Genomic DNA, 26619 nt, shown 5'->3' on the forward strand with positions numbered 1-26619 from the left:
AAAAAATTTTGGAATGATATAAATCTGAATAACGTATATTATACGTGTTGAGGCGGGTCTTTGTTGCATTGTAAGCGTTCTATTCCATCCGGAAAAAACAAATGGTGCCTTCCATGAAGTAGACTTGTACACGTTTGTATCGCAATATCCGGCAACAACGTATCTATCGCAAAATGATGGCTTACTTGATGTAAAACAAACCAACAAAGTGCACATTCATCTGCATCAGGATGTTCTTGATGATCCGCTGACGAACAATCGTAATGGTGTGTAATATCATGTGTATAAAGAAGTCCGTTACTTGTTGACAAGACAAGTAATGCCATAATTACACCTATAAACCGTCCTATCTTCGCTACCATAAGATGCTACAAAGATAAACAAATGCAATCATATTGCAAATTAGAATTTACTTAGTTGCATTAACTTTTACCATATTTTATGATCTCGGATGGTATTGTGTGATAACAGACTGGAGATAATCCTTATCCATATGTGTGTAAATTTCCGTAGTGGTAATACTTTCATGCCCAAGCATATCTTGTACAGCACGTAAATCCGCCCCTCCCTCTACTAAATGAGAGGCAAACGAATGGCGAAAAGTGTGGGGGCTAATCGTTTTCGTCAAGCCAATTTTTTTGGCTAAATCTTTAATGATAAGGAACACCATAACACGTGTCAATTGCCTTCCCCGTCGATTTAAAAAAACGACATCTTCATGTCCCACTTGTATAGGGATATGAGGGCGCACTTTTTCTACATATATTTTCAAATATTTAATAGCTTGAAGTCCGATAGGTATAAGCCGCTCCTTACTTCCTTTTCCCTCTACTTTGATAAATTCTACATCCAGATATAGATTAGAAATTTTTAATGTCACTAATTCCGAAACACGCAGACCACATCCGTACAATACTTCCAGAATCGCTTTATTTCGCATTCCTTCTAGTGTAGACAAATCGATAGCCGCAATCAGGGCATCGATCTCTTCCAGATTTAGCACACTGGGAATTTTACGGTTTAATCTAGGAGCCTCTAATAGTTCGGTAGGGTTATCCTTCCTGTCATATTCGATCTGAAGAAATGTAAAAAAGGCTCGCATTCCAGAAAGAAGCCTAGCCTGGGTAAAGGGTGAAATACTAAAGTCATTTATAAAAATGAGAAATTGTTGAATGAATAGCGTATCTACCTGATCAAGATTCCTACTCTTAAAGCTACAGTAGGCCTCCAGCTTTTGCACATCATTCAAATAAGCATCTACCGAATGGTGTGATAGATTTCGTTCCAATTGTAAATAGCGTTTGAAATCTTTTTTCACGTTGTCCCACTTCATATATATAACTTGCTTTATGATGCCTATATAAATATCCCGATTATTTACATATCCGTTTCATATAAATCAAAGATAGTGAAAACAAATAATTTTCAATAACTTCGTCGTCATGGCAAAATTAATCAACCTAAAACCCATTAAAGAATTTCTAGATTCCAGTACTGGAGGCGGTATCTTATTATTCTTATGTCTTATTTTATCGTTAATCATTGCTAACAGCCCCCTATCTGAAGCATTTAACAACCTTTTAGGTACGCATCTAGGCTTTGAGAATGCGCATGTCCATCTCCGATATAGCATTGCCGCTTGGATAAACGACGGACTGATGGCTGTCTTCTTTTTGTTGGTGGGCTTGGAGATAAAACGGGAGTTAGTGGAAGGTGAATTAGCTTCCCCCCGCCAGGCGGCTTTACCCATATTAGCGGCTATAGGAGGAGCGCTTGTTCCAGCACTCATATATACCTCGTTCAACGCGGGAACGGAAACTCATCATGGCTGGGGCATCCCTATGGCCACAGATATTGCTTTTGCTCTGGCGGTAATTTCCATGCTTGGTAAGCGTGTCCCTGTTAGCCTCAAAATCTTCTTGGCTGCACTGGCAATCGTAGACGATCTACTAGCCATCTTGGTTATTGCTGTTTTCTATTCAACTGAGCTTCACGTCACCTATCTTTTATATGCCGGAGCAATCCTATTACTCTTAGTTGCCTTCAATCGTCTGGGGCTAAAAAATCTATGGTTTTACATCGTACCGGGTGTTTTTATATGGTATTTCATCCACCATTCGGGTATTCATGCCACGATTGCGGGAGTACTGGTAGCCATGACAATCCCGACAAACGATACAGATATCGAATCTCCCCTCGAAAAATTAGAACATGCCATTGCAAAACCGGTCAATTTTATTATCGTTCCATTATTTGCAATCGCAAATACCGCGATCACCTTTCAAAGTGAAATGATCGGAGGACTAACGTCGAATATGGGACTCGGTATCATGGTCGGACTTTTCGTTGGTAAAACGATTGGTATCTTTACAACGTCTTTTTTATGTATAAAATCCGGATTGGCACAATTGCCCGATAAAGCAACATGGTCACATATAGCCGGCGTCGGTATGCTTGGCGGCATCGGGTTCACGATGTCTATTTTTGTTTCCATACTATCGTTCAATGACCCGTTGCATGTGGAAGAAGCAAAACTAGCTGTTTTGGTAGGTTCGTTGATATCCGGGTCATGCGGCTATTTCTTTTTAAAAATGCTGAGCAAACGACAACAAATACAATAATAAGCGGCAAGTTTTTTGGAAACTTGCCGCTTATTCGCAAATTGATTTTGTTTTAAAACTCCGGTTCTACCACTCCGTTTTGTGCAGGTATTTCCGTTTCTGTAGTTGTTTCCGGAGCCTTATCAATTAATTCCATAAACTGGTCTAACTTCGGCGTAATAATAATTTGCGTGCGGCGGTTCCTCGCTTTTCCATCAGGTGTCGTGTTGTCCGCTATAGGATTATATTCTCCTCGTCCTCCAGCAGTCAATCGTTTCGGCTCAACACCATATTGATTCTGTAGCGCTTGAACAACCGACGATGCACGTAAAACACTTAAATCCCAGTTGTTTCGAATATTCTTTTGCGAAATAGGATCCGTGTCTGTATTACCCTCAATTAATACATCATATTCTCTATAATCCTGGATAATCTTCGCGATTTTACTCAAGGTTTCTCCAGCTCTATCGGAAATCTCGTAACTACCGGATCGATACAGCATATTGTCAGATAATGAGATATAAACCACACCTTTTAACACTTTCACATCCACGTCACGTAACTCTTCTCGACTTAAAGAACGAGTTAGATTATTTGTCAATACCAAGTTAAGGGAATCGCTTTTATTCTTGGTGTTCACTAAATGCTGAATGTAACGGTTCGACGCGTTAATCTCATCAACCAACTTCGAGATATTCACATTTCCTTGCGTATTTTGATTAATACTCATATCCAGCGTCCCTTGCAAACGTTTTAGAGCCTCCCGCAAAGACGCGTTATTCTTGCGTTCAATGGCCAATTGCTCTTCCAAATTTTTTACGTTAGTCCGACTTTCGGCCAGCTCCATCTGGCTTTGCTGATAACGCTCGGTCAAATCCTGATGCTGCATTTGTAACGCGGCATATCGTTTTTTCCCTCCACAGCTCGCGAGGAATAAACCAGAAATGACAACGACAATAACGATTATTCTGCTACGTATCATATGTTCACATTTTATATTCTAATATGACGATATACAAAAGTGGTGCCTAAAAATTTCCAATCATGTTCGAGAACAACGAGGAAAAAAGATATTAAATCATTATTTTTAAAAAAAAACGATGAAGATTCTTTCTACAGCGGATATATATAAGTGGGAACAAGCCACCATGTCGAGCCAAAATCTAGAACCGGCTGAGTTAATGGAGCGAGCGGCCGGCGCATTATTCCAGGCAATACAACAATATATCGGTGAAAGACAAGGCTCTTTTACCATTCTTTGTGGTTTTGGCAATAATGGTGGAGATGGATTGGCTGTTGGTCGGATGCTGCATAATGCTGGGCATCTTGTTAAAATCTATCTACTAAATCACATAGCTTATAGTCCCGAAAATGAAATCAATCAAGAACGTCTGCGCGAAATCGGTATAACTATCTCTTCCTTCACGCCCGAAAGTACCTTAGAATTTCAAGGGAAAAGCGTAGTGATCGACGCTCTATTCGGATACGGTTTATCCCGCCCACTGGACGACAGCTGGAAGCCACTCCTACATCAAATTAATAGCGCTTCCAACCCTGTACTGTCTGTCGACATCCCTTCCGGACTTTTTGCAGACAAGCCTACGCCGATAGAAGCTCCTATTATACAGGCCAATATTACCTACACTTTTGCTTGCCCTAAACTAAGTCTATTATTTCCGAAATACGCTTTATTCACCGGTTTTTTTCAAGTATTAGATATTGGGTTAAGTCAAAATATACAAAACACATTATCAACAACTTACAGATACATACAGAAAGAAGATGTACAGATATTAATACGCCCGTTACAAAAATTTTCGCACAAAGGCACCTACGGTCATGCTTATATAGCGGGCGGTCGTCATGGCAGTATAGGAGCCATTATTTTAGCCAGCAAAGCAGCTTTAAAAACGGGCTGCGGATTGGTAACGGCGTATATTCCTGCTTGTGGCTATACTATACTGCAAAGTGCTTTTCCCGAAGCGCAGGTACAAACTGACCCACTCGACACACACATCAGTATGTTCTCCGAGTATATTACCAAGTTCGACGCTATTGGTCTTGGTATGGGTGCAGGAACGCATACCGATACAGAAAATGCTTTATACCAACTATTTGAGCGGTTTAAGTTAATGTCGGAAATACCTCCGCTGCTATTCGACGCAGATGCCATAAATATCCTCGCTAAAAACCCGGATTGGCACCCATTCATTCCTCCACGTAGTATTTTGACTCCGCATCCCAGGGAATTGGAACGCTTAATTGGTAGATGGGCAGATGATTTTGAAAAACTAGAGAAAGTGCGTGACTGGAGCTGCCGTTATCAGCAGATTGTCGTAGTAAAAGGAGCATATAGTGCTATCATATTACCAGACGGAACGACACACTTTAATTCTACAGGCAACCCGGGCATGGCTACTGCTGGCAGTGGCGACGTACTTTCAGGTGTTATCACGTCTTTGTTAACACAAGGCTACCCCCCGACTGACGCTGCTTTACTGGGCGTATACCTACATGGCTTAGCTGGCGACATCGCGGCAGTATCTATCCATGAGAAAAGCATTACCGCCACCGATATTATCAACCATTTATCTGCAGCATGGCAGTTTCTACAAAATCCCTACACCTCGCCTATCTAAATTATTTTATATAGGCCCCTAATAATTGTATCCAAAAAAGGCATTACCCTTCCCTATTTTTGTACTATCGACCGTCTACATTTCCGTTTGTTTCGAGGGTATATCGCGAGCCCTTTTTAAATTTGGTTCGTATATACAAAGCATTTTATGTAGGTTTGAAGTAAATCCACTTATAATCAATGAAGCAGAACATGCGACACGCTTTACTTCTTCTACTATTTTTTTTTGCCAGCAATATAGCTCGGGCACAATTAATGAAAGCCAAAGAAATATTCAACGAAGCGGACTCTCTTCGTGGCACACTGACCCCTCTTCGGACATGCTATGATATCAAGTACTATCATCTTGACGTTAAAGTGGATATAAACAATCGCTTCATATCGGGAATAAATCTATTTAAATTTCAATCTGTTGACGACTTCAATAGATTACAGTTTGATCTTTTTGAAAACCTTTCGGTAGATCAGATTGAATACCAAGGAAAGGCGTTATCTTTTCAACGGTCTCATCACGCTGTTTTTGTAGATTTTCCAAACACCATCCAAAAAGGAAAGATAGATTCTTTTAAAGTCTATTATTCCGGCACACCTATTGCCGCTACCCGCGCACCGTGGGATGGCGGTTTTGATTGGAAAACAGACAGTAAAGGAAAGCCTTGGGTAGCCACTAGTTGCCAAGGTTTAGGTGCTAGCGTATGGTGGCCAAATAAAGACCATCAATCGGATGAGGTGGACAGTATGTTGATTTCCGTTGCCGTTCCAAATGAAGTCATGAATGTTTCCAACGGCCGATTAATAAAGACAGAAAAGCTCGACAAACATTATACTAAATACCACTGGAAAGTAAACAATCCGATAAACAATTATAATGTTGCGTTGAACATTGGAGATTATATACGCGTTACGGAAACTTATCTTGGCGAGAAAGGCCCGTTGTCCGTTGACTACTACGTATTAAAAGAAAACAGAGATAAAATCAAGCACTTACAAAAAAATACTAGAGAGACATTAGAAGCATTCGAGTATTGGTTTGGACCATATCCATTTTATGATGACGGCTATAAATTGGTAGAAACCGCCCATCTTGGGATGGAGCATCAAAGTGCCATTGCCTATGGCAATAAGTTTCAGAACGGATATTTAGGCCAAGATGGCTCGGGCACTGGATGGGGGTTAAAATGGGATTTCATTATCGTTCATGAATCCGGCCATGAATGGTTTGGCAACAACATTACAGCCAAGGATTTAGCCGATATGTGGATACATGAAAGTTTCACAAATTATTCTGAAGCACTTTTTATTGACTATCATTATAGTAAAGACGCCAGTCAGGCGTATGTAAACGGCAACCGGATAGGCATTATGAACGATAAGCCACTACAAGGTCCTTATGGTGTCAATAAAGAAGGTTCCAGCGACATGTATCTCAAAGGAGGCGTATTGCACAATATGATCCGAACAATCATTGACAATGATAGTACTTGGCGCGCTATCCTTCGCGGATTGAATAGCACATTTTACCATAAAACAGTCGATTATCACGATATCTTAACGTATCTGAACAACGCATCGGGCATAGATTTTACGAAAGTATTTGAACAGTATATTCAGCACAAAAGCATCCCCGTCTTGGAAATCGTACAACGCGGTAACGGAAAAGTATTTTGCCGTTGGAATGCTGAAGCGAACGATTTTAAAATGCCTATTCACATTGGAAAAAAAGGACAGTCTAAAACACGTTTCGAGATTGGCTCTTCCTTTCTGGCATTACCCATTCAAGTGGACGACATAAATGAACTCGAAATTGATACATTTAATTACTATATAGGGGTCATGGAGTATAGATAAAACCATTTTTTTTATTTAGGTTTGCATTTAAATTTGAGAAACACGACAATATAAGCTACATGGGGTTATTTAACTGGTTTACGCAAGAAGTTGCTATCGATTTAGGGACAGCAAACACCCTAATTATACACAATGATAAGGTAGTAGTGGACGAACCTTCTATTGTTGCTTTTGACCGAACCACCAACAAGGTGATTGCTATCGGGAGACAAGCGATGCAAATGGAAGGTAAAACACACGACAATATAAAAACAGTCCGACCATTACGTGATGGTGTGATAGCAGATTTTACTGCTGCAGAGCATTTAATTCGCGGAATGGTAAAATTAGTGAACAAAGGTAAGTCTTGGTTCTTTCCCTCACTGCGGATGGTGGTTTGTATTCCTTCCGGCATTACCGAAGTAGAGAAACGTGCAGTACGTGATTCAGCAGAAATTGCAGGCGCTAAAGAAGTTTACTTGATTCATGAACCCATGGCTGCTGCAGTAGGTATAGGCATCGACGTAGAAGAGCCTGTGGGTAACATGATCATCGATATTGGTGGGGGAACTACAGAAATCGCCGTTATCGCGCTCTCAGGTATCGTTTGTGATCAATCGATCCGGGTAGCGGGAGATAACTTTGATTCCGACATTGTGCAATATATCCGCCGTCAGCATAATATTATGATCGGTGAACGTACCGCAGAAAAAATTAAAATTGAAGTAGGCGCGGCACTTCCTGAACTTTCCGATCCGCCGGCAGATTTTGCCGTACAAGGTCGAGATCTCATGACCGGTATTCCAAAACAGATTACAGTATCATATACCGAAATAGCACACTGCTTGGATAAATCCATTTCGAAAATAGAAGAAGCCATTTTAAAGGCGTTGGAAATTACACCACCCGAGTTATCTGCAGATATATATCAAACCGGTATATACCTTACAGGAGGGGGCGCCTTATTAAGGGGTCTAGACAAACGAATACAGGCAAAAACAAAACTTCCGGTACATGTGGCTGAAGACCCACTCCGCGCTGTGGTTCGAGGTACAGGAATAGCGTTAAAAAACATTGGAAGATTTAAATTTTTAATGCAATAAGAACATTATAATTCATTGATATATACGCGATATAAACGAACTATTTCTTTATATCGCGTATTTGTTGACAGCTAAATAATAGAAACCAAAACACATGAGAAACCTGTGGCTTTTTCTGATTAGGTACAACGCTATATTCTGGTTTATTCTCTTTTTTGTAACATCCATTATTTTAGTTGTGCGCCACAATAATTTTCAACGTTCTTCTTTTATCAGCTCGTCGAATGTCGTTATCGGCTCCTACTACCAACAAGTAAACTCTTGGAAAAGTTATCTTTCTTTACATGAGACGAATGAAGAACTCGCCGCTGAAAACGGGGCGTTAAGACAGCAGATACAAAATCTTCTCCAAGTAGATACTACTGCAGACACGATCCGCATTATAGATTCCATTGAACAAGGCCGATATGCTTTTATTGTCGCAAATGTTGCCAATAATAGTGTCCATAAAAAAAACAACTATCTGACCCTTGACAAAGGTTCGGCTGACGGTGTAGAGAAAGGTATGGGCGTCATTACTTCTAATGGGGTGGTCGGCGTGATACTTCAAACTTCTGCTCATTTCAGCTCCGTTCAGTCCTTATTACATCCAGACACTCGCGTTTCTGTCGTATTAGATAGCACTGGTGTAATTGGTTCTCTCGTTTGGGGAAATAGTATAGACCACCGCTACGGGGTGGTTCGCGACATTCCGAATCACGTTCAAGTAGAAAAAGATGAAAAAGTATATACGTCCGGGTTTTCCTTATTCCCTGCGGGCATACAAGTAGGGAAAATAATGGAAACAGGCGTTTCGTCTGGAGAGAGCTTCTTAGATTTAAAGATAGAATTATCTACGAATTTCAGCAATTTACATCATGTGTATGTCGTGAAAGATTTATTAATTAAAGAAAAGGAAGAACTAGAAGCTGACAGCGAAAACAATGGGTAGCATAATAATTATAAATATTGTTCGATTTATTATCGTGATTCTGCTACAAGTAGCCTTATTTAAAAACATGGGCTATTATAACGTAGCGACCATATATCCCTACATTTTCTTTATCTTCCTTTTACCGATCGGATTACCAAATTTAGTATTATTTCTAGTCTCCTTTCTAACCGGATTAGCCGTCGATGCTTTTTATGATTCAGCTGGTGTACATGCTTCCGCATGTGTTGGTTTGGCCTTATTCCGGATTTTTTTCCATAAAATTACCCTGGAAGTTGATTTGAAAGAATCGTTTAACACTCCATCTTTGGGTTTAATGGGTACCAAGTGGTTCCTGTCCTATGTATTTTTTGGCACCTTCGTCCATCATTTCTTTCTCTTTCTTATAGAAGCATTTACATTTTCTAATTTTATGTACACACTAGCAAGTAGTATTTTAAGTAGTATATTTACAACTTGCATCATTCTACTGATGAGTTTGTTGGTTTATAAAAGAAAATCACGTATTGGTAATATTTAAAGAAGGTCTTTACGTTCATGAATAGTTTTTTCGCTCGTAAATTTGTTATTCAGGGGATTTTTGTCACTATTGCGATCATCATCGCGATTCGTTTATTTTATATTCAGGTGATAGACAAATCTTATTTATTATCAGCTAATAACAATGTTTTACGTAAAGTGGTTGTATATCCCGCCAGAGGGGTGGTTTATGATCGAAACGGAAAGGTTTTAGTACAAAACGAGCCCGTATATGATCTATTGGTAACACCAATTGAGGCAAAAGAAATCGACACAGCACTTCTGTGCCAGCTCATCGATATTGATCTTGAAGGATTCCAAACAAGGATAAAAAAAGCTCGTTCCCACTCCCCTTACCGTCCTTCGATATTCGAAAAACAATTGTCTGCGACTACGTATGCGCAATTACAAGAACATCTATATAAATTTCGTGGTTTTTATGTACAAAATCGTACGGTTAGGAGTTATCCTGACAGTATCGCCCCTCAGCTGTTAGGCTATATACAGGAAGTTAACGATAAAGATATTGAACGATCTGAAGGCTTTTATCGTCCGGGCGACTATATTGGTGCTAGTGGTATAGAGCGCTCTTATGAAGAACTACTACGCGGACAACGAGGCGTAAAAAACCAAATGGTCGATGCGCTCAATAGACCAAAAGGCTCTTTCATGGATGGCCAATACGATACGCTCGCAGTGGCGGGTGAGGGTTTAGTCTCCACTATCGACCGAGATCTGCAAGTACTAGCAGAAAAACTCATGAAAAACAAGATGGGTTCAGTTGTTGCCATCGAACCTGCTACGGGCGAAATTTTGACCTTTGTTAGTGCACCTTCCTACGATCCTAATATGATGGTAGGAAGGCAGCGTGGCAACAACTATATGAAACTTTTGCGAGACGAAACACGCCCCATGTTTATTCGTCCTATCCAAGCCTCATATCCTCCCGGATCGGTTTTCAAAGTAGTTGCAGCATTAACAGCACAACAAGCTGGAGTTATAGATGAAAAAACGATATTTTATTGTCCCGGCGGATACCGCTACGGAGGCGGACGCGCTATTATGCGCTGCACACACGTAGATGGCGCTACCAGTCTGGTAAAATCCATACAGACATCATGTAACACGTATTACGGATACACCTATGCTCGGATGATTGACTCCCGCGGCATGTCTGCACCGAAAGCTTACGATCTTTGGCGTGCGGCGTTGGGCAAGTTTGGTCTTGGCCGTACATTAGGCATAGATCTCCCTGGGGAAAAACCAGGTTTAATCCCCACTTCTGACTTTTACACGAAGCGCTATGGCAATGACAAATGGCGATCCGGCTTTAACATTTCCTTGTCTATCGGACAGGGGGAAATGGGTATAACGCCACTGCAAATGGCCAACATAATGGCTATTGTTGCCAACCGCGGCTTTTATTATCGTCCGCATCTCGTTAAGGCGATCGGTGAAAAAGGTATCGTTAAAGATGAATTTAAGGAAAAAATAAGCGCAGGTGTAGACGCAAAATACTACGAACCCGTTATTGAAGGTATGAGCCGAGCTGTAAATATTCCTGGCGGGACCGGATATCGCGTGCGCGTTCCCGGTATCGAAATGTGTGGAAAAACAGGGACTGCACAGAATCCGCACGGCGAGAATCACGCCGTATTCTTTGCTTTTGCACCGCGCGAAAACCCGAAGATAGCTATCGCCGTGTTTGTAGAAAATGCAGGTTACGGGGGTACTTGGGCAGGCCCCATCGTTAACATGTTGGTAGAGAAATACCTCAAAGACACCATTTCACTTCCGCAGTACATTCAAGATCGTATCTTTAATGCTAATTTTCTTCCCGAACTCCAGGAAAAAGAAGAACAACAAGTAAGTGCAAGAACGTCACACGGTGAGAAGCCAGTTGGACGAAGTGCATCGGAAATATCGGCAACGGAACCAAGACGCGAATTATATGTGCACCACAGCCAATTAAGAAAGGAGCATCCATAAAATGAGGGAAAAAAGCTTCTTTGGCCGTATCGATTGGCTCACTATTTTATTATGGTTCATACTCTGCTTGATTGGCTGGTTTAATATCTATGCCGCCGTTTACGATCCTGAGCAGCCCAGTATTTTCAGTATGGAAACCAACTATGGCAAACAGTCTATTTATATTTTCACTGCTCTCGTTATCGGATTCAGCATTCTGATTATAGACGCGAAATTCTTCATTTCTGCTTCACCACTTATCTATATTGTAGTCATCTTACTCCTAATATTAGTTTTGGTTATCGGCCGGAATGTAGGAGGAAATCAAGCATGGATACCATTAGGTAGCTTCCGCTTACAACCTTCCGAATTTGGTAAACTGGCTACTTGCTTGTTACTGGCTTCCTACCTGAGTACACAAACCAATAAAAACCCGAATATAAAAACACTGTTTATAGGTGCATTAATTGTTCTACTGCCCGTCGCATTAGTGATGCTCCAACCCGACACAGGTTCTGCCCTAGCATTCTTTGCCTTAATTTTTGTGTTTTATCGCGAAGGTTACGTCGGAAATACTCTTTTATTATTAGGAGGCCTAGCCATTCTATTATTTATATCAGCATTATTGGTAAATCAATGGATTATTATTAGCATTTTGGCATTGGTCACTGGATTGCTCATTTATTCTATACGAAAAAAACGAAAATATATTATTAACGTCGGTATACTTTTTCTTGCATGTAGCGTATATGTACTTTGCGTTGACTATGCCTATGAACATATCTTACAATCGCACCAACGCAATCGTATCGACGTGATCTTAGGAAAAATACACGATCCGCGCGGAGAAGGGTATAACCTCAATCAATCGAAGATCGCGATTGGATCTGGACAATTATTTGGAAAGGGGTTTCTCCAAGGAACACAAACCAAATATAAGTTTGTTCCGGAGCAGAGTACCGATTTTATTTTCTGTACCATTGGTGAAGAGTGGGGATTTGTCGGCTCGATAGTCCTTATAGGCATCTACCTTACGCTTTTACTCCGTTTAGTTCACATTGCGGAACGCCAACGTACAGCTTTTGCCCGGATTTATGCCTACGGTGTTGCCTCTATCCTCTTTTTCCATTTCTTTATCAATATTGGTATGACCATCGGCATCGTACCTGTTATCGGCATCCCACTTCCTTTTATTAGTTACGGTGGTTCTTCGCTATGGAGCTTTACTATTCTTCTTTTCATTTTATTGTGTTTAGACTCGGGGCGTAAAGGTTTAAATGGCTAATGTTTGATGAACGAGCTCGGGAATAGCTTCTGTTTCTTAAATAAATTCAATATCTTTAACATACGGAACAGTGAAAGATGACATGATAAAAAAAATTGTTAAGGAACATCCTCTTAAAGATATTGCCCTCGATTTTGATGACGAAATTACGCCGCTCCCATTCGAACAAAAAGCATTAACATCGTATTATGAAGCCCATGATAAGACTTGGGAAATCAAAGTGCACGTCTCCGGAATCGAAAATGAATTGAAAGTGGTAGACGATATCATCGCAGACCTCTCCTTTCGTCGTTTGGGCATCGAACAAGAACTGGAAATATTAGAAGATTGGCTCGGCGTGACTGAGTTAGAAGATAAGGAACTTTTTGACGGAGAAATCACCATTGATATTGGAGCCTTTTTCTCGGTCTGTGACAAACACAACGTGGATTTGCAAGATCTTTATGAAAAAGTGGTCCACCTAACAGCGATCTATAATCGCGATATAGAAAATATCTTCGAAGATGACGCTGTGATTGATCCAGAATATTTTAATGCGCTCGACGAAATCTATCCCCGTTATGAAGAAGCATCTGTCCACACCGTATCATTAGATGATGACCATCAAGCATTTCTGGAAGCGTATGGAAAAGTAGAAGACCTTTTCTTTCATTATACCGAATTAGCAAGGGAAATATTCGACAAATACAAAGGCTTAGTTGAAACGACTCAAATCATTTACCGACGAGTAGAGGTAATAGATAAATTACTAAGAGACAAATTAAAACGAGAAGGAAAGTGATCCCCACAAATTGTTACAATCAATATATATTCATTACGATTCAGCTATCATAACGTATAAAGATAAGCATATTGAATACCATCTAGCTTGTCGAGCTTCTGAACAAACTGATTTACGAGCAACTTCCTCACTTCTATCTCTAACGCACAGTTATTGTCGAATTCTTGTTTTAAAATAGGTAAATTTTCTTCTTTAACCACGCGCATTACATCATTCATATGCAAATAATCAAAAGTAATTCGATAAACATCATTCACGGTTTTCTCTACTATCTTGGCCGCGTTCAACGCCTCTTGGGCAGCTGTTTTATAGGCGTTTATCAAGCCCGGAACCCCCAATAGTGTACCGCCAAAATAACGTACCACAATAATAAGCACATTGGTAATATTTTTTGATAACAAGCTATTTAAAATGGGGCGACCTGCTGTTCCGGAAGGCTCTCCATCGTCGTTCAGCCGAAAGACAGAACGATCTGGTGTCAGGCGATATGCCCAACAATAGTGCCTTGCTTTAGGATGCGAGGCCCTTACTTCGGCAACTATATCTTTAAGAGCGGTTTCCTCTCGAAAGGGGTAGGTATATGCAATAAACTTGCTTCCTTTATCCCTAAACACTCCCTCACTGGGCTCGTCAATAGTTAAATATGTATCTTCAAACAAACTCACAGATATGCAATAATTAAAACAGAAATAAAAGCCAATATCAATCCTATCTTATTTAACCAAGTCAACCGCTCACCAAAAAATCCGATACCAACAATTGCTCCTAACAAAATGACACCGATATTCATGCCGGTAAATACAACTGACGGGCTATTAGACAATGCCTGATGCGCTTTCATGTAGAACAGAATATTGCCAAAGTTAAACAATCCCAAAAAGATTCCCCAAATTACGGATTTAAATTGTACACGTTCTTTTTTAATTGAAACACGATAAGTGAGCAAAAGGAAAGAGACCACTATTGCTAGCATAAACACCAATAACATCGAATAGGCATATGGTACGTCCTGATAGAGCGCCACTTTTTTAAAAAGAATATCAATAATTCCCATTCCAAAAAACACAGCCACTGCATAACCCCAAGCTCCATTGCTTTTTGTTACATCGCTTTTTTTCCAACCGATGGAACACAAGATAGCCACAATTCCCACTGCTATACCTATCAATTTAGACATACCTATCGCTTCATGAAAAAGAAAAAATGCTGCCGACAACGGTATAAATAATGAAAGGCGTTGTGCAATTTCCGTTTTGACAATGCCACTATATTGGATAGCATAAGCAATACACAAAAATATCGTTGGCAGCAGTACGGCCAATGATAAGTATAACGCCCAAGGTAATGCGCTTAGAGGCACAGTAGCCATTTTCGGCTTTAGAAACAATAAAGTTGCCAAGGCAGCCACGGGGTAATTCCAAACAATAAGATGAAGGTGGTGTATGCCACGTTGTTTAGCAAATTTAATAACAATCGATACCGTGACACTGCAAACAACACTAATTAATACGTATAACATAGAAAAGACCCCAAACTTAATAAATTACGTTATTTCTCGCGCCGACAAAGGAATGAAATTATACAGTTTTCTCCAAACCGGACTAGAATCCAATTGCAAACCGGTATCCTAGCGCATGTAACAGAACTACAACAAGTTGGTATTTTAATGGTTAGCATGCATCCAATCTCCTTCGACGGACGGGGAATATTACTGAGCATACTAAAACCGCCTATGCTGAAAAACACACAAATACCTCAAAAATTACTCAAAAATTACTCAAAAATTTTAAATTTAAAACACTATTTTAACATTAAAATATCATTATTATTTTCAATAAAATATCATCATAAAATACATTAATATTCACATAAAATATCGTGTTATAAATAAAAAAAAATACATAAAACACTTATCTACAAATATTTAAAAATAAATTACCCGTAAAAACACCATACTTTTAGTTTTAAAAAAAACAACTTTTTTATTATAAAAAACACATCATTTTTTAACACATAAAACAACTATAAAATGAAATTATTTTTAAATTTATTTTGCATATATAAAATAATAGTTCTACTTTTGAATTGTAAAATTTGAGACATGATGACACACAACAAATACTTTTATTTTGGCAACTTTTACTTTAGAAGGTAAAGCTGGGATTTTTGTATGTTTGTGTAAAAAAACAAAAAGTCCCGGATAATTTTCGGGACTTTTTTTGTACAGTTACAATTGGCATGATAATTAAAGAATGAAAACAAGAATTGCAATACAGGGCGTCAAAGCCTCCTTTCATGAAGAAGCAGCTCATAAATATTTCGGTGACGAGGATATCGAAATTTTAGAGTGCGAGTCTTTCAAGAAGACGTGTGAAATGCTTAAACAGGGCAAAGCTGATTATGTTGTTATGGCGATAGAGAACGCGATTGCGGGCAGTATTCTACCTAACTATAATCTGCTCCGCGATTATAAATTCCACATTATTGGCGAAGTACATTTAAATATACAACAAAATTTGCTCGCATTACCTGGCGCCAAGCTTTCCGATATAAAATTTGTGGAATCACACCCAATTGCCATTCGTCAATGCGATGAGTTTTTGAGTGATTATCCGGAATGGACGGTAAAGGAAGGTATGGATACCGCCGCCTGTGCAAAAAGCATTATCGAAAATAAACTGACCAATACCGCGGCAATCGCCAGTATAGCGGCTGCGGAATTATACGGTTTGGAAATTCTGGAAAAAAGAATTGAAACCAACAAGAAGAATGCGACACGTTTTTTGATTCTGTCGAATGAAATCATCGAACAGAAAAATGCGAACAAGGCATCCCTATCTTTTCAAACAGGGAATGCGGTAGGTGCCCTCGCTAACGTATTACAGTGTTTTGCAGAGCAAAATGTGAACTTGAGTAAGATTCAATCCATGCCCGTAATAGGTCGCCGAAATGAGTATGACTTTTACGTAGATGTGGAATGGAAAAAGCAAAGTGACTATGATGCGGCTATTCGCAAGGTGCTAAAGCACACCATAAACTTCACCATTATGGGGGAATATGTAAAAAACGAGAAAGTATAACAACTATTATTCATTAGCAAATCATTAAAATCATGAAACATACCTTAGACATCGTTCCTTTAAAATCTTGGATAGATACGGGCGATAAACCATTAATTATTGCCGGACCATGCAGCGCCGAAACAGAAGAACAAGTAGTCTCTACCGCACATTTATTAGCAAATACAGGGAAAGTAAATGTATTACGAGCAGGAATCTGGAAGCCTCGTACCCGTCCAGGCGAGTTTGAAGGAATTGGCAGTATAGGTTTGGAATGGCTAAAAAGAGCAAAAGCAGAAACCGGGTTGCTAACTGCCACAGAAGTGGCAACAGCTAAACACGTAGAAGAAGCATTGGCGGCTGGCATAGATATCTTATGGGTAGGTGCTCGCTCAACAGCAAATCCGTTCACCGTACAGGAAATTGCAGATGCTCTACAGGGTGTAGATGTACCGGTTTTTGTAAAAAACCCAGTTAATCCAGATCTTTCCTTATGGATAGGTGCGTTAGAACGAATTAACCGTGCAGGGATTAAAAAATTAGGGGCGATCCATCGTGGATTCTCTTCTTTTGAGAAAACTGCATTCCGCAACGAACCGATGTGGGACCTTGCTGTCCAGCTGAAATCCGCTTGTCCAGAACTTCCGATCGTCAACGATCCTAGCCACATCTGTGGAAATCGTGAACTGATCCCTTACATCGCGCAAAAAGCGATGGATATGGACCAACAAGGTCTGATTGTGGAATCACATATTGACCCATCCGTAGCTTGGACAGATGCGAAACAACAAGTAACGCCCGCAGCATTGGCCGACCTACTTGATAATTTATCCGTTCGTCACCCAGAATCCAATAATCCAGTTTTCGATGACAAATTAGCCGAGTTGCGTCAGCAGATCGATAAATTAGATGATGCGATCCTAAAACAAATTGGCGACCGCATGAAAATCGCAGAGAAAATTGGAGAATACAAGCGCGATAATAACGTGACCATCCTGCAAGTTAGCCGTTGGGATGAGATCCTGAAAAAAAGAGTCCAGTTGGCAAGAGCATTATCACTTAGTGAAGACTTTGCGGCGAAATACTTGGAATTATTGCACAACGAATCTATCCGCAAGCAAAACGAAGTCATGAATGTAAAACCTGTGGCGGAGGCGTAAATGAGTTCAACATCACTTACACTTCGTCATCCGTCGAAAGTAATACAGGGCACGGTTCAACTTACTGGTTCTAAATCAGAGAGCAACCGTGCTCTTATTATACAGGCATTAAGCCGAGGCAAAGTTAACGTAGAAAATTTATCCGCCGCCGCCGATACGGTTATTATGAACAAAGCGTTGGCACTGGCCCACACGGGGCGGGAGACGGAGGAGATCGTTACCGTGGACATCGGCCCTGCAGGAACGGCTATGCGCTTCCTTACCTCTTATCTGAACCTGATAGAAGGCAACTTTGTCTTGACAGGCACGGAACGTATGCAACAGCGTCCTATTGGCATTCTTGTGGATGCCTTAAAAACGTTGGGTGCGGATATGAGCTATGAGAAAGCAGACGGTTTTCCTCCCTTGAAAGTCAAAGGAGGAATGATACAAAACCAACGGAAAGTACGTATACAGGGCAATGTTAGCAGCCAATACCTTTCTTCGCTCCTGCTTATCGCCGCTTCGCTTAAAAACGGACTCTTATTGGAAATTGAAGGCGAGCTCACTTCCAGACCGTATGTGACGATGACGCTGAACATGCTGCAGGAAGCAGGCATATCCCATAGCTGGATAGACAACAGTATTGTGATTGAACCACAGGAGTTTCAGCCAACAACCATTTATGTTGAACCGGATTGGAGTGCTGCTTCGTATTGGTATGCTATGGTAGCTTTATCTGAAAAAGGAGAAGCTATGTTGCCAGGCTTGAAAGCACATAGCTTACAAGGAGATATAGCTATTGTCGACATCATGTCTCATTTTGGCGTCGCCAGCTCGTTTCAGGAAGACGGATTGCATATCGCGAAGGTCAACAATGGTTCTGACAAAGTTTTGTTTGACTTCAAAGAATGTCCAGATTTGGCACAAACCATTGTGGCATTAGCTGCAGCAATCCGGCGCGATATCTCGATCACCGGTGTAGAAACCTTGAAAATCAAGGAAACAGACCGACTGGCCGCATTGAAAAACGAAATTGAAAAGTTTGGCGCAACCATCATTGCAGATGGAGAAACTTACCATATCAATACGAAGGACGCTTATGTTCCGAAAAACGTTACATTTGACACCTATGAAGATCATCGGATGGCGATGGCATTTGCGCCTTTGGCACTGGTGTTTGGCGAAGTGACAATCAATGAGCCCGTTGTAGTAGAAAAGTCTTATCCTGATTTTTGGGAACACTTGCAACAAAAGGGGTTCACCGTCGAGCAATAGGTAAACAGTTAAACAAATAGAAGAATTACATCATGGCAGGAAACTCATTTGGCCACCTTTTTAAAATAACCACCTTTGGCGAATCGCATGGAAAAGCGATTGGTGTTATTATTGATGGTTGTCCTCCCAATATCGATATAGACGAAGATTTTATACAGTCGGAGTTAGATAAACGGAAGCCAGGGCAATCTAAAATCACCACACAACGCAAAGAAAGCGATGTTGCTCAAATCTTATCCGGTGTTTTCGAAGGAAAATCAACAGGGACACCTATTGCCGTTCTGATACCAAACGAAGATCAACGGTCTAAAGACTATTCCCATATCGCGGATAAGTATCGTCCATCTCATGCGGATTATACCTATCAGCAAAAATACGGTATCCGGGATTACCGTGGCGGAGGGCGATCTTCCGCAAGGGAAACAGCAGCACGGGTAGCAGCTGGCGCTATCGCCAAATTATACCTCAAAAGCCAAAGTATTGAAATTTTCGCTCATGTTTCGGCAGTCGGTACATTGGAAGCTCCGAATTTGGACACCACTAATTTGTCAGCGCTGCTTGATATACGAGAAGGCAACATTGCTCGTTGTGCAGATCCTGCAACAGCAAATGAAATGATTGCTCTTATTGACTCGATAAGAAAATCGGGAGACACCATCGGTGGAAAAATATCAACCATCGTCCGCGGGGTACCCGTAGGACTTGGCGAACCCGTCTTCGATAAACTACATGCTGATTTAGGAAAAGCTATGTTGAGCATTAATGCTGTTCATGGATTTGAATACGGTTCTGGATTTAGCGGTTCGGAGATGCAAGGCTCTGAACACAACGATATATTCGTGAAAGAAGAAGAGCAGGTGCGTACCCGCACAAATTTCTCGGGTGGTATCCAAGGCGGCATTTCCAACGGGATGGATATTATGTTCCGTACAGCTTTCAAACCGGTTGCTACGATTATGCGTGACCAAGAAACATTGAATGAAGCTGGCGATAGTACTACGATTTCGGGCAAAGGGCGCCACGATCCTTGTGTTGTTTCCCGCGCCGTTATTATTGTGGAGGCGATGACGGCTTTGGTATTAGCAGATCATTTATTACGGTTTAAAGCGTACCGTTAATGCTGATAAAATAACAAATTGTCATCTATTATCGAAAAATAGCAGTTACTATTTATTAAATAGTAACTGCTATTTATTTAAAATAACCTCGGAAATGCCCTTTCGCTATATTCACTCATCATTTCGTAAGCCAGTTCTACCACATCATCTACAGATGGCTTTGTGAAATAATCACCATCAGATCCATACGGCGGACGGTTAGCTTTAGCCGTAAGCGTTCTGGGCTGACCATCCAATAGATAATACCCATTTTGCTTTTCCAATATCTCCTGCGTAATAAATGCTGTTGCACCGCCCGGCATATCTTCGTCTACGACCAATAGTTTATTTGTTTTCTCCAACGATTGACGGCAGATCTCCGTACGGTCAAAGGGCTGTAAACATTGTGCATCAATAATTTCTATAGAAATCCCTAATTTTTCCAGTTCAATAGCAGCTTCCTGCACGACACGTAACGTTGCTCCATACGACACCACGGTAATGTCCCTTCCCTCGCGTATCTGTTCCGCTATCCCAATGGGTACCATGAACTCCCCAACATTAGACGGCATTTTTTCTTTCAACCGGTAGCCATTCAAGCACTCGATCATAACAGCCGGTTCATCCGAACGTAACAATGTATTATACATACCGGCCGCCTGTGTCATATTACGCGGCACACAAATATGCAAACCACGGAGTCCACCTAGCAGTACCGTCATGGGTGAACCCGAATGCCAGATACCCTCTAATCGATGGCCTCGGGTACGAATAATAACAGGCGCCTTCTGTGTTCCTTTCGTACGATAGCTCAAACAGGCCAAATCATCACTCAATACCGGCATTGCATAGATCAAATAATCAAGATATTGGATTTCAGCAATAGGACGTAAACCACGCAATGCCAAGCCAATACCCTTACCGATAATAGCCGATTCACGAATACCCGTATCAAAAATACGTAATTCGCCAAACTGTTCCTGCAATCCGGCAAAACCTTGATTAACATCTCCTATTTTCCCTACATCTTCTCCAAACGCGACAATGCGTTCATCACGTCTAAAATTCGCTTCAAAACAGGCATTTAATACCTCTCTCCCATCCACCATGGCGACGTCCTGTTCATAATCCGCAACTATACCCTCCTTTTTCAAAGGAGAATCAGCGGTATTCGTAAACAGTTTATCGTTATAACGATCAAAATTTTGTTCCTGCTTCTGGGCATACCAGGTCATCAACACATCTTTTTCAGGCGAATACACTTTCCTCAAATCACGAATCGCTCTCCTCACGTTGCCATAAATCTCTTTCAACGAGGGTTCCGCCAATGACTGCAAGGTCTTTAGTGCCACATCAACCAATGGATCTCCAATCGCAGATAGCAAGGCTATCGCTTCATCTAAATCAATTTGAAGCGTTTTATGATAATCCGTCCATGCGCGGCGCTGTTCCTGACGGACATAATCTTTGGCTTCTTTTTCTAGGTCAGTCAGCTCTTCTTCTTCGGCAATACCGGATTGCAATAGCCATTCACGCATTTTTAGGTTACAATCAAATGCCTGCTCCCATTCCAAACGTTCGGCGGATTTATAGCGTTCGTGCGACCCAGATGTAGAATGTCCTTGGGGCTGTGTCAATTCCGTCACATGAACAAGGCATGGCACATGTTCCTCTCGCGCACAGCGCGCTGCCTGCTCATAAACCTCGCATAAAGCCGGATAATCCCAGCCACGTACTTTAAATATTTCTATACCATTTCCATCGCCCTCACGTTGAAAACCCTTCAATGCTTCAGAGATATCGGCTTTCGTTGTTTGTACTTCATTCGGGACCGATATACCATATCCATCATCCCAGACGGAAATAACAACCGGAATCTGCTTTACGGCAGCAGCATTAACTGTCTCCCAAAATACACCTTCTGATGTAGAGGCATTACCAACGGTACAAAAAACAACTTCTTTTCCCTCTTGAGAAAAGTAGGTTAAATGATCCAGACTCCGATTTTCTTTGTACAATTTAGACGCTAAGCCTAAGCCCATGATACGCGACATCTGTCCGCCTGTAGTCGAAATGTCAGAAGCTGAGTTCTTTTGTTCTGTTTGGTTTAACCAATCCCCTTCCTTATTGAGCAATTGTGTGGAAAAATGACAATTCATTTGACGTCCTCCAGACGATATATCCGCTTCTAAATTAGGGTTAGCATATAACTGTGAGAAGAAATGATAAACATTAGATATACCTGAGGCAAAGGCAAAAGTCTGATCTCGGTAATATCCCGAACGCCAGTCGCCGGGTTGGAATACTTTAGCGAGCGCAATTTGCGCGATCTCTTTACCATCACCAAACACCCCGAACTTTGCCTTTCCAGTTAACACCTCCTTGCGACCCGACAGACTTGCAATACGGCTTTCAACCGCTAATCTATAATCGTTTAAAATGATTTCGCGAAAATCGTCAAAACTGATTTTCGACGTTTCAAAATCACTGTTTATATTCATGGTGATATCAGACATATTTAACCGATGGTTTCAGCAAAAATAGTAAAATATACGTGTTATTGGAAATAGCAGTAAAGATATGCTACATTACTAAAATACTGCGTATATTTGTACTTTGATTTGAAGAACGTTCAAAATACACCATTAGTAATGATTCATTTCTTTGTGAACCCAAGCCACACCGTGTATGGTGTGCAAACCCAAAACGACTTATCGACAGAAGATATTTCCAGATTAAATTGGCTCTTTGGAAAGGCTGAAAAGCTTGACCAGCAGACGTTAAACAACTATTATGTCGGCCCTCGCGCTGCGATGGTGACCCCGTGGAGTACCAATGCCGTTGAAATCACACAAAACATGGGGATTCAAGGGATTATCCGCATCGAAGAATTTTATCCGGTGGATGAAAACTTTACGGATTTCGACCCGATGATTTCGCAGAAATATGCCGTATTAACACAAGATATGTATTCTATCAATATTCAGCCAGAACCTATTTTGGAAATTGACGATATTGATGCCTACAATAAATCAGAAGGTTTAGCTTTGAATCCGGAAGAAGTAGATTATTTGAATAACCTTTCCGGAAAAATCGGACGTAAACTGACGGATTCTGAAGTTTTTGCTTTTTCACAGGCAAATTCGGAACATTGCCGGCACAAGATATTTAACGGAACCTTTATCATTAATGGTGAAGAGCAGTCCTCCTCCCTATTCAAGCTGATCAGAAAAACTTCCGAAACCCATCCGAACGAAATTGTTTCAGCCTATAAAGATAACGTAGCGTTCGTCAAAGGACCTAAAGTGACCCAGTTCGCCCCAAAATCGGCAGATAAACCGGACTTCTACGAAGAAAAGGTATATGAATCGGTACTTTCACTTAAAGCCGAAACCCATAATTTTCCGACAACTGTAGAACCATTTGCCGGTGCCGCTACCGGCTCGGGTGGTGAAATTCGCGACCGGTTGGCTGGCGGCCAAGGAGCGTTACCTTTGGCTGGTACCGCTGTCTATATGACCGCCTATTCGCGCCTTGAAACGGATACTGCGCAGGACAAACCTTGGGAAAATGGCATGGAGGAACGGCAATGGTTGTACCAAACGCCAATGGATATCCTAATTAAAGCGTCTAACGGTGCTTCAGATTTTGGTAATAAATTCGGACAGCCTTTGATCGCTGGTTCCGTACTAACCTTTGAGCACGAAGAAGAAGGCAGAAAATTAGGCTATGATAAAGTCATCATGCAAGCCGGTGGTGTAGGTTATGGTAAAGCCGACCAAGCGAAAAAACATACTCCAAAAACAGGTGATAAAATTGTTATTCTCGGGGGTGAAAACTATCGTATCGGAATGGGAGGAGCAGCGGTGTCCTCTGCCGAAACAGGTGCTTTTGGTTCGGGTATCGAACTGAATGCCATCCAACGTTCCAACCCGGAAATGCAAAAACGCGCGGCAAATGCGATCCGTGCTTTTGTGGAGTCGGACAACAACCCCATTGTTTCGATTCATGACCATGGTGCTGGCGGACACCTTAACTGTTTGTCCGAACTGGTGGAAGAAACTGGTGGATTAATCGATATGGATAAATTGCCTGTTGGTGACCCTACCCTATCGGCAAAAGAAATTATCGGTAATGAATCCCAGGAGCGTATGGGCTTGGTCATCGCGGATAAAGATATAGAAACGCTGAAAAAGGTAGCGGATCGGGAACGTGCCCCGATGTATGCCGTAGGGGATGTGACGGGAGATCATCGTTTTACGTTTCAATCGAAATCTACGGGAGAAAAACCAATGGATTACGATTTAACAGACTTTTTTGGTTCTTCACCAAAAACGGTGATGAACGACAGCAAAATCGATCGTCAATATGCGGACCTTTCTTACGATGTTAATGAGGTGCCTACCTATTTGAGACAACTACTGCAATTGGAAGCGGTCGCTTCTAAAGACTGGTTGACAAATAAAGTGGATCGTTGTGTTGGCGGTCGTGTTGCCAAACAACAATGTGCCGGTCCTTTACAACTTCCATTAAACAATGTGGGTGTTATGGCATTGGATTACACTTCGACAGAAGGTATAGCAACTTCCATAGGCCATTCCCCATTGACAGCACTAGTTGATCCTGTTGCAGGTTCTCGCAATGCTATTGCTGAAGCGCTCTCCAACTTGGTATTCGCACCTATCAAAAATGGTTTGGCTGGTGTATCACTTTCGGCAAACTGGATGTGGCCATGTAACAACGAGGGTGAAGATGCGCGTTTGTACGAAGCTGTAAAAGGTTGTTCGGATTTTGCCATCGCTTTGGGGATCAACATTCCTACAGGGAAGGATTCGCTATCCATGAAACAAAAATACCCAAATGGCGAAAACGTCATTGCGCCAGGTACATTGATTATCTCGGCAGCAGGCAACTGTACCAACATCCATAACGTAATTGAGCCGGTATTATCAAAAAATGCAGGTTCTATTTACTATATCAATCTATCGCAGGACACTTTCAAATTAGGTGGTTCTTCTTTTGCACAGATAAACAATAGGATCGGTAGGGAAGCACCAACCATTCAAGATGCGGATTATTTTAAAAAGGCATTCAACGTTATACAGGAAGCCATCCTATCAGGCTATGTAGCTGCAGGGCATGATGTAGGATCGGGCGGGTTAATAACCACCTTATTGGAGATGACCTTTGCGGACGTTGATTTAGCAGCACAATACGATTTAAGTGGATTAGGCGAAGCGGATACGGTTAAAGCATTGTTCAACGAAAATATTGCTGTCGTATTGCAGGCAAAAGATGACGCGGCTCTTGAAACGACATTATCCCAAGCGGGCGTGCAGGCAGTGAAAATCGGAAAGGTAATCAACGGAACAGCTGTATCCTTCAAAAATAATGTAGACGAATTTACATTTGACGTAGCGGAAACCCGCGATATATGGTTCAAAACATCATTTTTGTTGGACAGCAAGCAGTCTAAAAATGGCATGGCGCAGGAGCGCTATAACAATTATAAAAACCAACCGATCAAGGTGATTTTCCCACCGCAATTTGATGGTAAAAAACCTGTACGTGCAGCAGATGGGACGGCAAGACCAAAAGCAGCTATCATCCGGGAAAAAGGTTCAAATTCCGAAAGAGAAATGGCCAACGCGATGTATCTAGCTGGTTTTGACGTAAAGGATGTCCACATGACCGACCTGATTTCAGGTCGCGAAACACTAGAAGACATTCAATTTATCGGTACGGTAGGCGGTTTCTCCAATTCAGATGTATTGGGTTCAGCAAAAGGTTGGGCTGGCGCTTTTCTGTACAACGAGAAAGCGAAAAAGGCCTTGGAAAACTTCTTTGCGCGCCCCGACACGATGTCTGTCGGTATCTGTAACGGTTGCCAGTTGTTCATGGAATTGGAACTTATCAATCCGGAGCATAAGGTACATGGAAAAATGCTCCACAATACTTCGCAAAAACATGAATCTAGTTTTGCTTCGGTAAAAATACAAGAGAACAACTCCATTATGTTATCTACATTGGCAGGGAGCACATTGGGTGTATGGATTTCACACGGCGAAGGTAAATTTAACCTTCCGCACAGCGAGGACCAATACAACATCGTGGCTAAATATGCTTACGAACAATACCCGCATAATCCAAATGGATCAGATTTTAACACCGCTATGCTTTGTGATAAGACGGGGCGTCACCTCGTGACGATGCCACATATCGAACGTTCTATCTTCCAATGGAATTGGGCATACTATCCCGCTGGCAGACAAGATGAAGTTACACCTTGGTTAGAAGCCTTTGTGAATGCACGTAAGTGGTGTGAGAAAAATAAATAACACATACGACCCGCCTAGTTGGCGGGTCTTTTTTGTATATTAGAAGAATATAATAG

The 26619-nt window shown here is 41.3% G+C and carries 20 protein-coding genes; 14 read left to right on the forward strand and 6 right to left on the reverse strand.

All coding sequences use genetic code 11. From position 1 onward, the window contains the following. Positions 1–38: 38 nt before the first annotated feature. On the reverse strand, positions 39–362 hold the full coding sequence (locus H8B17_RS07705; protein WP_223816428.1) for a hypothetical protein: 324 nt from the start codon (positions 360–362) through the stop codon (positions 39–41). Positions 363–439: 77 nt separating this feature from the next. Next, complete coding sequence (locus H8B17_RS07710) at positions 440–1333, reverse strand: site-specific tyrosine recombinase (RefSeq protein WP_190308621.1); 894 nt, start codon at positions 1331–1333, stop codon at positions 440–442. Positions 1334–1442: 109 nt separating this feature from the next. On the opposite strand from H8B17_RS07710, the gene nhaA reads away from it, so the two are divergent. Then, positions 1443–2621, forward strand: a complete 1179-nt coding sequence (nhaA, locus tag H8B17_RS07715) for a Na+/H+ antiporter NhaA (RefSeq protein WP_190308622.1) — start codon at positions 1443–1445, stop codon at positions 2619–2621. A 52-nt stretch (positions 2622–2673) separates the two neighbouring features. Here nhaA and H8B17_RS07720 read toward each other — a convergent pair whose 3' ends face one another. After that, positions 2674–3582 (reverse strand): OmpA/MotB family protein, encoded by a 909-nt coding sequence (locus tag H8B17_RS07720; protein ID WP_190308623.1) that lies wholly within the window; start codon positions 3580–3582, stop codon positions 2674–2676. Positions 3583–3700: 118 nt separating this feature from the next. Here H8B17_RS07720 and H8B17_RS07725 point away from each other — a divergent pair, with 118 nt between their 5' ends. The 8 genes from H8B17_RS07725 to H8B17_RS07760 all read left to right on the forward strand — a co-directional run bounded on the left by H8B17_RS07725 (position 3701) and on the right by H8B17_RS07760 (position 13652). Beyond that, positions 3701–5239 (forward strand): NAD(P)H-hydrate dehydratase, encoded by a 1539-nt coding sequence (locus H8B17_RS07725; protein ID WP_190308624.1) that lies wholly within the window; start codon positions 3701–3703, stop codon positions 5237–5239. Between the two features lie 254 nt (positions 5240–5493). After that, complete coding sequence (locus H8B17_RS07730; protein WP_223816429.1) at positions 5494–7086, forward strand: M1 family metallopeptidase; 1593 nt, start codon at positions 5494–5496, stop codon at positions 7084–7086. Positions 7087–7145: 59 nt separating this feature from the next. Continuing rightward, the gene (locus H8B17_RS07735; RefSeq protein WP_130139823.1) at positions 7146–8168 is read left to right on the forward strand and encodes a rod shape-determining protein; all 1023 of its coding nucleotides are present in this window, start codon (positions 7146–7148) and stop codon (positions 8166–8168) included. A gap of 94 nt (positions 8169–8262) precedes the next feature. Beyond that, the gene (gene mreC, locus H8B17_RS07740) at positions 8263–9099 is read left to right on the forward strand and encodes a rod shape-determining protein MreC (RefSeq protein WP_190308625.1); all 837 of its coding nucleotides are present in this window, start codon (positions 8263–8265) and stop codon (positions 9097–9099) included. 67 nt (positions 9100–9166) lie between these two features. Then, on the forward strand, positions 9167–9619 hold the full coding sequence (locus H8B17_RS07745) for a rod shape-determining protein MreD (RefSeq protein WP_223816430.1): 453 nt from the start codon (positions 9167–9169) through the stop codon (positions 9617–9619). Between the two features lie 17 nt (positions 9620–9636). Then, complete coding sequence (gene mrdA, locus H8B17_RS07750) at positions 9637–11607, forward strand: penicillin-binding protein 2 (protein WP_190308627.1); 1971 nt, start codon at positions 9637–9639, stop codon at positions 11605–11607. 1 nt (position 11608) lies between these two features. Beyond that, the gene (gene rodA, locus H8B17_RS07755) at positions 11609–12871 is read left to right on the forward strand and encodes a rod shape-determining protein RodA (protein WP_190308628.1); all 1263 of its coding nucleotides are present in this window, start codon (positions 11609–11611) and stop codon (positions 12869–12871) included. Positions 12872–12953: 82 nt separating this feature from the next. Then, positions 12954–13652 (forward strand): hypothetical protein, encoded by a 699-nt coding sequence (locus H8B17_RS07760; RefSeq protein WP_190308629.1) that lies wholly within the window; start codon positions 12954–12956, stop codon positions 13650–13652. Between the two features lie 47 nt (positions 13653–13699). On the opposite strand, the gene H8B17_RS07765 is transcribed toward H8B17_RS07760, so the two are convergent. Both H8B17_RS07765 and H8B17_RS07770 read right to left on the reverse strand, forming a co-directional pair. Then, on the reverse strand, positions 13700–14317 hold the full coding sequence (locus H8B17_RS07765) for an IMPACT family protein (protein ID WP_190308630.1): 618 nt from the start codon (positions 14315–14317) through the stop codon (positions 13700–13702). Continuing rightward, positions 14314–15171, reverse strand: coding sequence for a DMT family transporter (locus tag H8B17_RS07770; RefSeq protein WP_190308631.1), 858 nt, complete (start codon positions 15169–15171; stop codon positions 14314–14316). Before H8B17_RS07770 ends, H8B17_RS07765 begins: the two co-directional genes overlap by 4 nt. Before the next feature lie 733 nt (positions 15172–15904). Between H8B17_RS07770 and H8B17_RS07775 the strand changes: the two genes are divergently transcribed. From H8B17_RS07775 to aroC, 4 genes are read left to right on the forward strand one after another with little or no spacing between them, the layout of a single operon-like run. Continuing rightward, a complete protein-coding gene (locus tag H8B17_RS07775) occupies positions 15905–16732 on the forward strand; it encodes a prephenate dehydratase (RefSeq protein ID WP_190308632.1) in 828 nt (275 codons plus the stop codon). A gap of 32 nt (positions 16733–16764) precedes the next feature. Continuing rightward, positions 16765–17871, forward strand: coding sequence for a chorismate mutase (locus H8B17_RS07780; protein WP_190308633.1), 1107 nt, complete (start codon positions 16765–16767; stop codon positions 17869–17871). Further along, entirely contained in the window at positions 17872–19128 is a 1257-nt protein-coding gene (gene aroA, locus H8B17_RS07785; protein ID WP_190308634.1) for a 3-phosphoshikimate 1-carboxyvinyltransferase, read from the forward strand. Positions 19129–19160: 32 nt separating this feature from the next. Beyond that, the gene (gene aroC, locus H8B17_RS07790) at positions 19161–20246 is read left to right on the forward strand and encodes a chorismate synthase (RefSeq protein ID WP_190308635.1); all 1086 of its coding nucleotides are present in this window, start codon (positions 19161–19163) and stop codon (positions 20244–20246) included. A gap of 77 nt (positions 20247–20323) precedes the next feature. On the opposite strand, the gene H8B17_RS07795 is transcribed toward aroC, so the two are convergent. Next, entirely contained in the window at positions 20324–22726 is a 2403-nt protein-coding gene (locus tag H8B17_RS07795; RefSeq protein WP_223816431.1) for an alpha-ketoacid dehydrogenase subunit alpha/beta, read from the reverse strand. A gap of 150 nt (positions 22727–22876) precedes the next feature. Here H8B17_RS07795 and purL point away from each other — a divergent pair, with 150 nt between their 5' ends. Next, positions 22877–26563 carry a phosphoribosylformylglycinamidine synthase gene (gene purL, locus H8B17_RS07800; protein WP_190308637.1) on the forward strand — a complete coding sequence of 1229 codons (3687 nt, stop codon included), beginning with the start codon at positions 22877–22879 and terminating at the stop codon, positions 26561–26563. The last annotated feature ends 56 nt before the right edge of the window (positions 26564–26619 follow it).

Origin of the sequence: Sphingobacterium arenae, assembly GCF_014692505.1 — a bacterium.
Lineage (GTDB): Bacteria > Bacteroidota > Bacteroidia > Sphingobacteriales > Sphingobacteriaceae > Sphingobacterium > Sphingobacterium arenae.

What these genes read in the sequence shown, in the direction of transcription:
- H8B17_RS07745 (WP_223816430.1), top strand. Translation starts at nt 9,167, where the DNA reads ATGGGCTATTATAACGTAGCGACCATATATCCCTACATTTTCTTTATC.
- mreC (WP_190308625.1), top strand. Translation starts at nt 8,263, where the DNA reads ATGAGAAACCTGTGGCTTTTTCTGATTAGGTACAACGCTATATTCTGG.
- nhaA (WP_190308622.1), top strand. Translation starts at nt 1,443, where the DNA reads ATGGCAAAATTAATCAACCTAAAACCCATTAAAGAATTTCTAGATTCC.
- H8B17_RS07760 (WP_190308629.1), top strand. Translation starts at nt 12,954, where the DNA reads ATGATAAAAAAAATTGTTAAGGAACATCCTCTTAAAGATATTGCCCTC.
- purL (WP_190308637.1), top strand. Translation starts at nt 22,877, where the DNA reads ATGATTCATTTCTTTGTGAACCCAAGCCACACCGTGTATGGTGTGCAA.
- mrdA (WP_190308627.1), top strand. Translation starts at nt 9,637, where the DNA reads ATGAATAGTTTTTTCGCTCGTAAATTTGTTATTCAGGGGATTTTTGTC.
- H8B17_RS07725 (WP_190308624.1), top strand. Translation starts at nt 3,701, where the DNA reads ATGAAGATTCTTTCTACAGCGGATATATATAAGTGGGAACAAGCCACC.
- H8B17_RS07705 (WP_223816428.1), bottom strand. Translation starts at nt 362, where the DNA reads ATGGTAGCGAAGATAGGACGGTTTATAGGTGTAATTATGGCATTACTT.
- H8B17_RS07775 (WP_190308632.1), top strand. Translation starts at nt 15,905, where the DNA reads ATGAAAACAAGAATTGCAATACAGGGCGTCAAAGCCTCCTTTCATGAA.
- rodA (WP_190308628.1), top strand. Translation starts at nt 11,609, where the DNA reads ATGAGGGAAAAAAGCTTCTTTGGCCGTATCGATTGGCTCACTATTTTA.
- aroA (WP_190308634.1), top strand. Translation starts at nt 17,872, where the DNA reads ATGAGTTCAACATCACTTACACTTCGTCATCCGTCGAAAGTAATACAG.
- H8B17_RS07710 (WP_190308621.1), bottom strand. Translation starts at nt 1,333, where the DNA reads ATGAAGTGGGACAACGTGAAAAAAGATTTCAAACGCTATTTACAATTG.
- H8B17_RS07720 (WP_190308623.1), bottom strand. Translation starts at nt 3,582, where the DNA reads ATGATACGTAGCAGAATAATCGTTATTGTCGTTGTCATTTCTGGTTTA.
- H8B17_RS07770 (WP_190308631.1), bottom strand. Translation starts at nt 15,171, where the DNA reads ATGTTATACGTATTAATTAGTGTTGTTTGCAGTGTCACGGTATCGATT.
- H8B17_RS07730 (WP_223816429.1), top strand. Translation starts at nt 5,494, where the DNA reads ATGAAAGCCAAAGAAATATTCAACGAAGCGGACTCTCTTCGTGGCACA.
- H8B17_RS07780 (WP_190308633.1), top strand. Translation starts at nt 16,765, where the DNA reads ATGAAACATACCTTAGACATCGTTCCTTTAAAATCTTGGATAGATACG.
- H8B17_RS07795 (WP_223816431.1), bottom strand. Translation starts at nt 22,726, where the DNA reads ATGAATATAAACAGTGATTTTGAAACGTCGAAAATCAGTTTTGACGAT.
- H8B17_RS07735 (WP_130139823.1), top strand. Translation starts at nt 7,146, where the DNA reads ATGGGGTTATTTAACTGGTTTACGCAAGAAGTTGCTATCGATTTAGGG.
- aroC (WP_190308635.1), top strand. Translation starts at nt 19,161, where the DNA reads ATGGCAGGAAACTCATTTGGCCACCTTTTTAAAATAACCACCTTTGGC.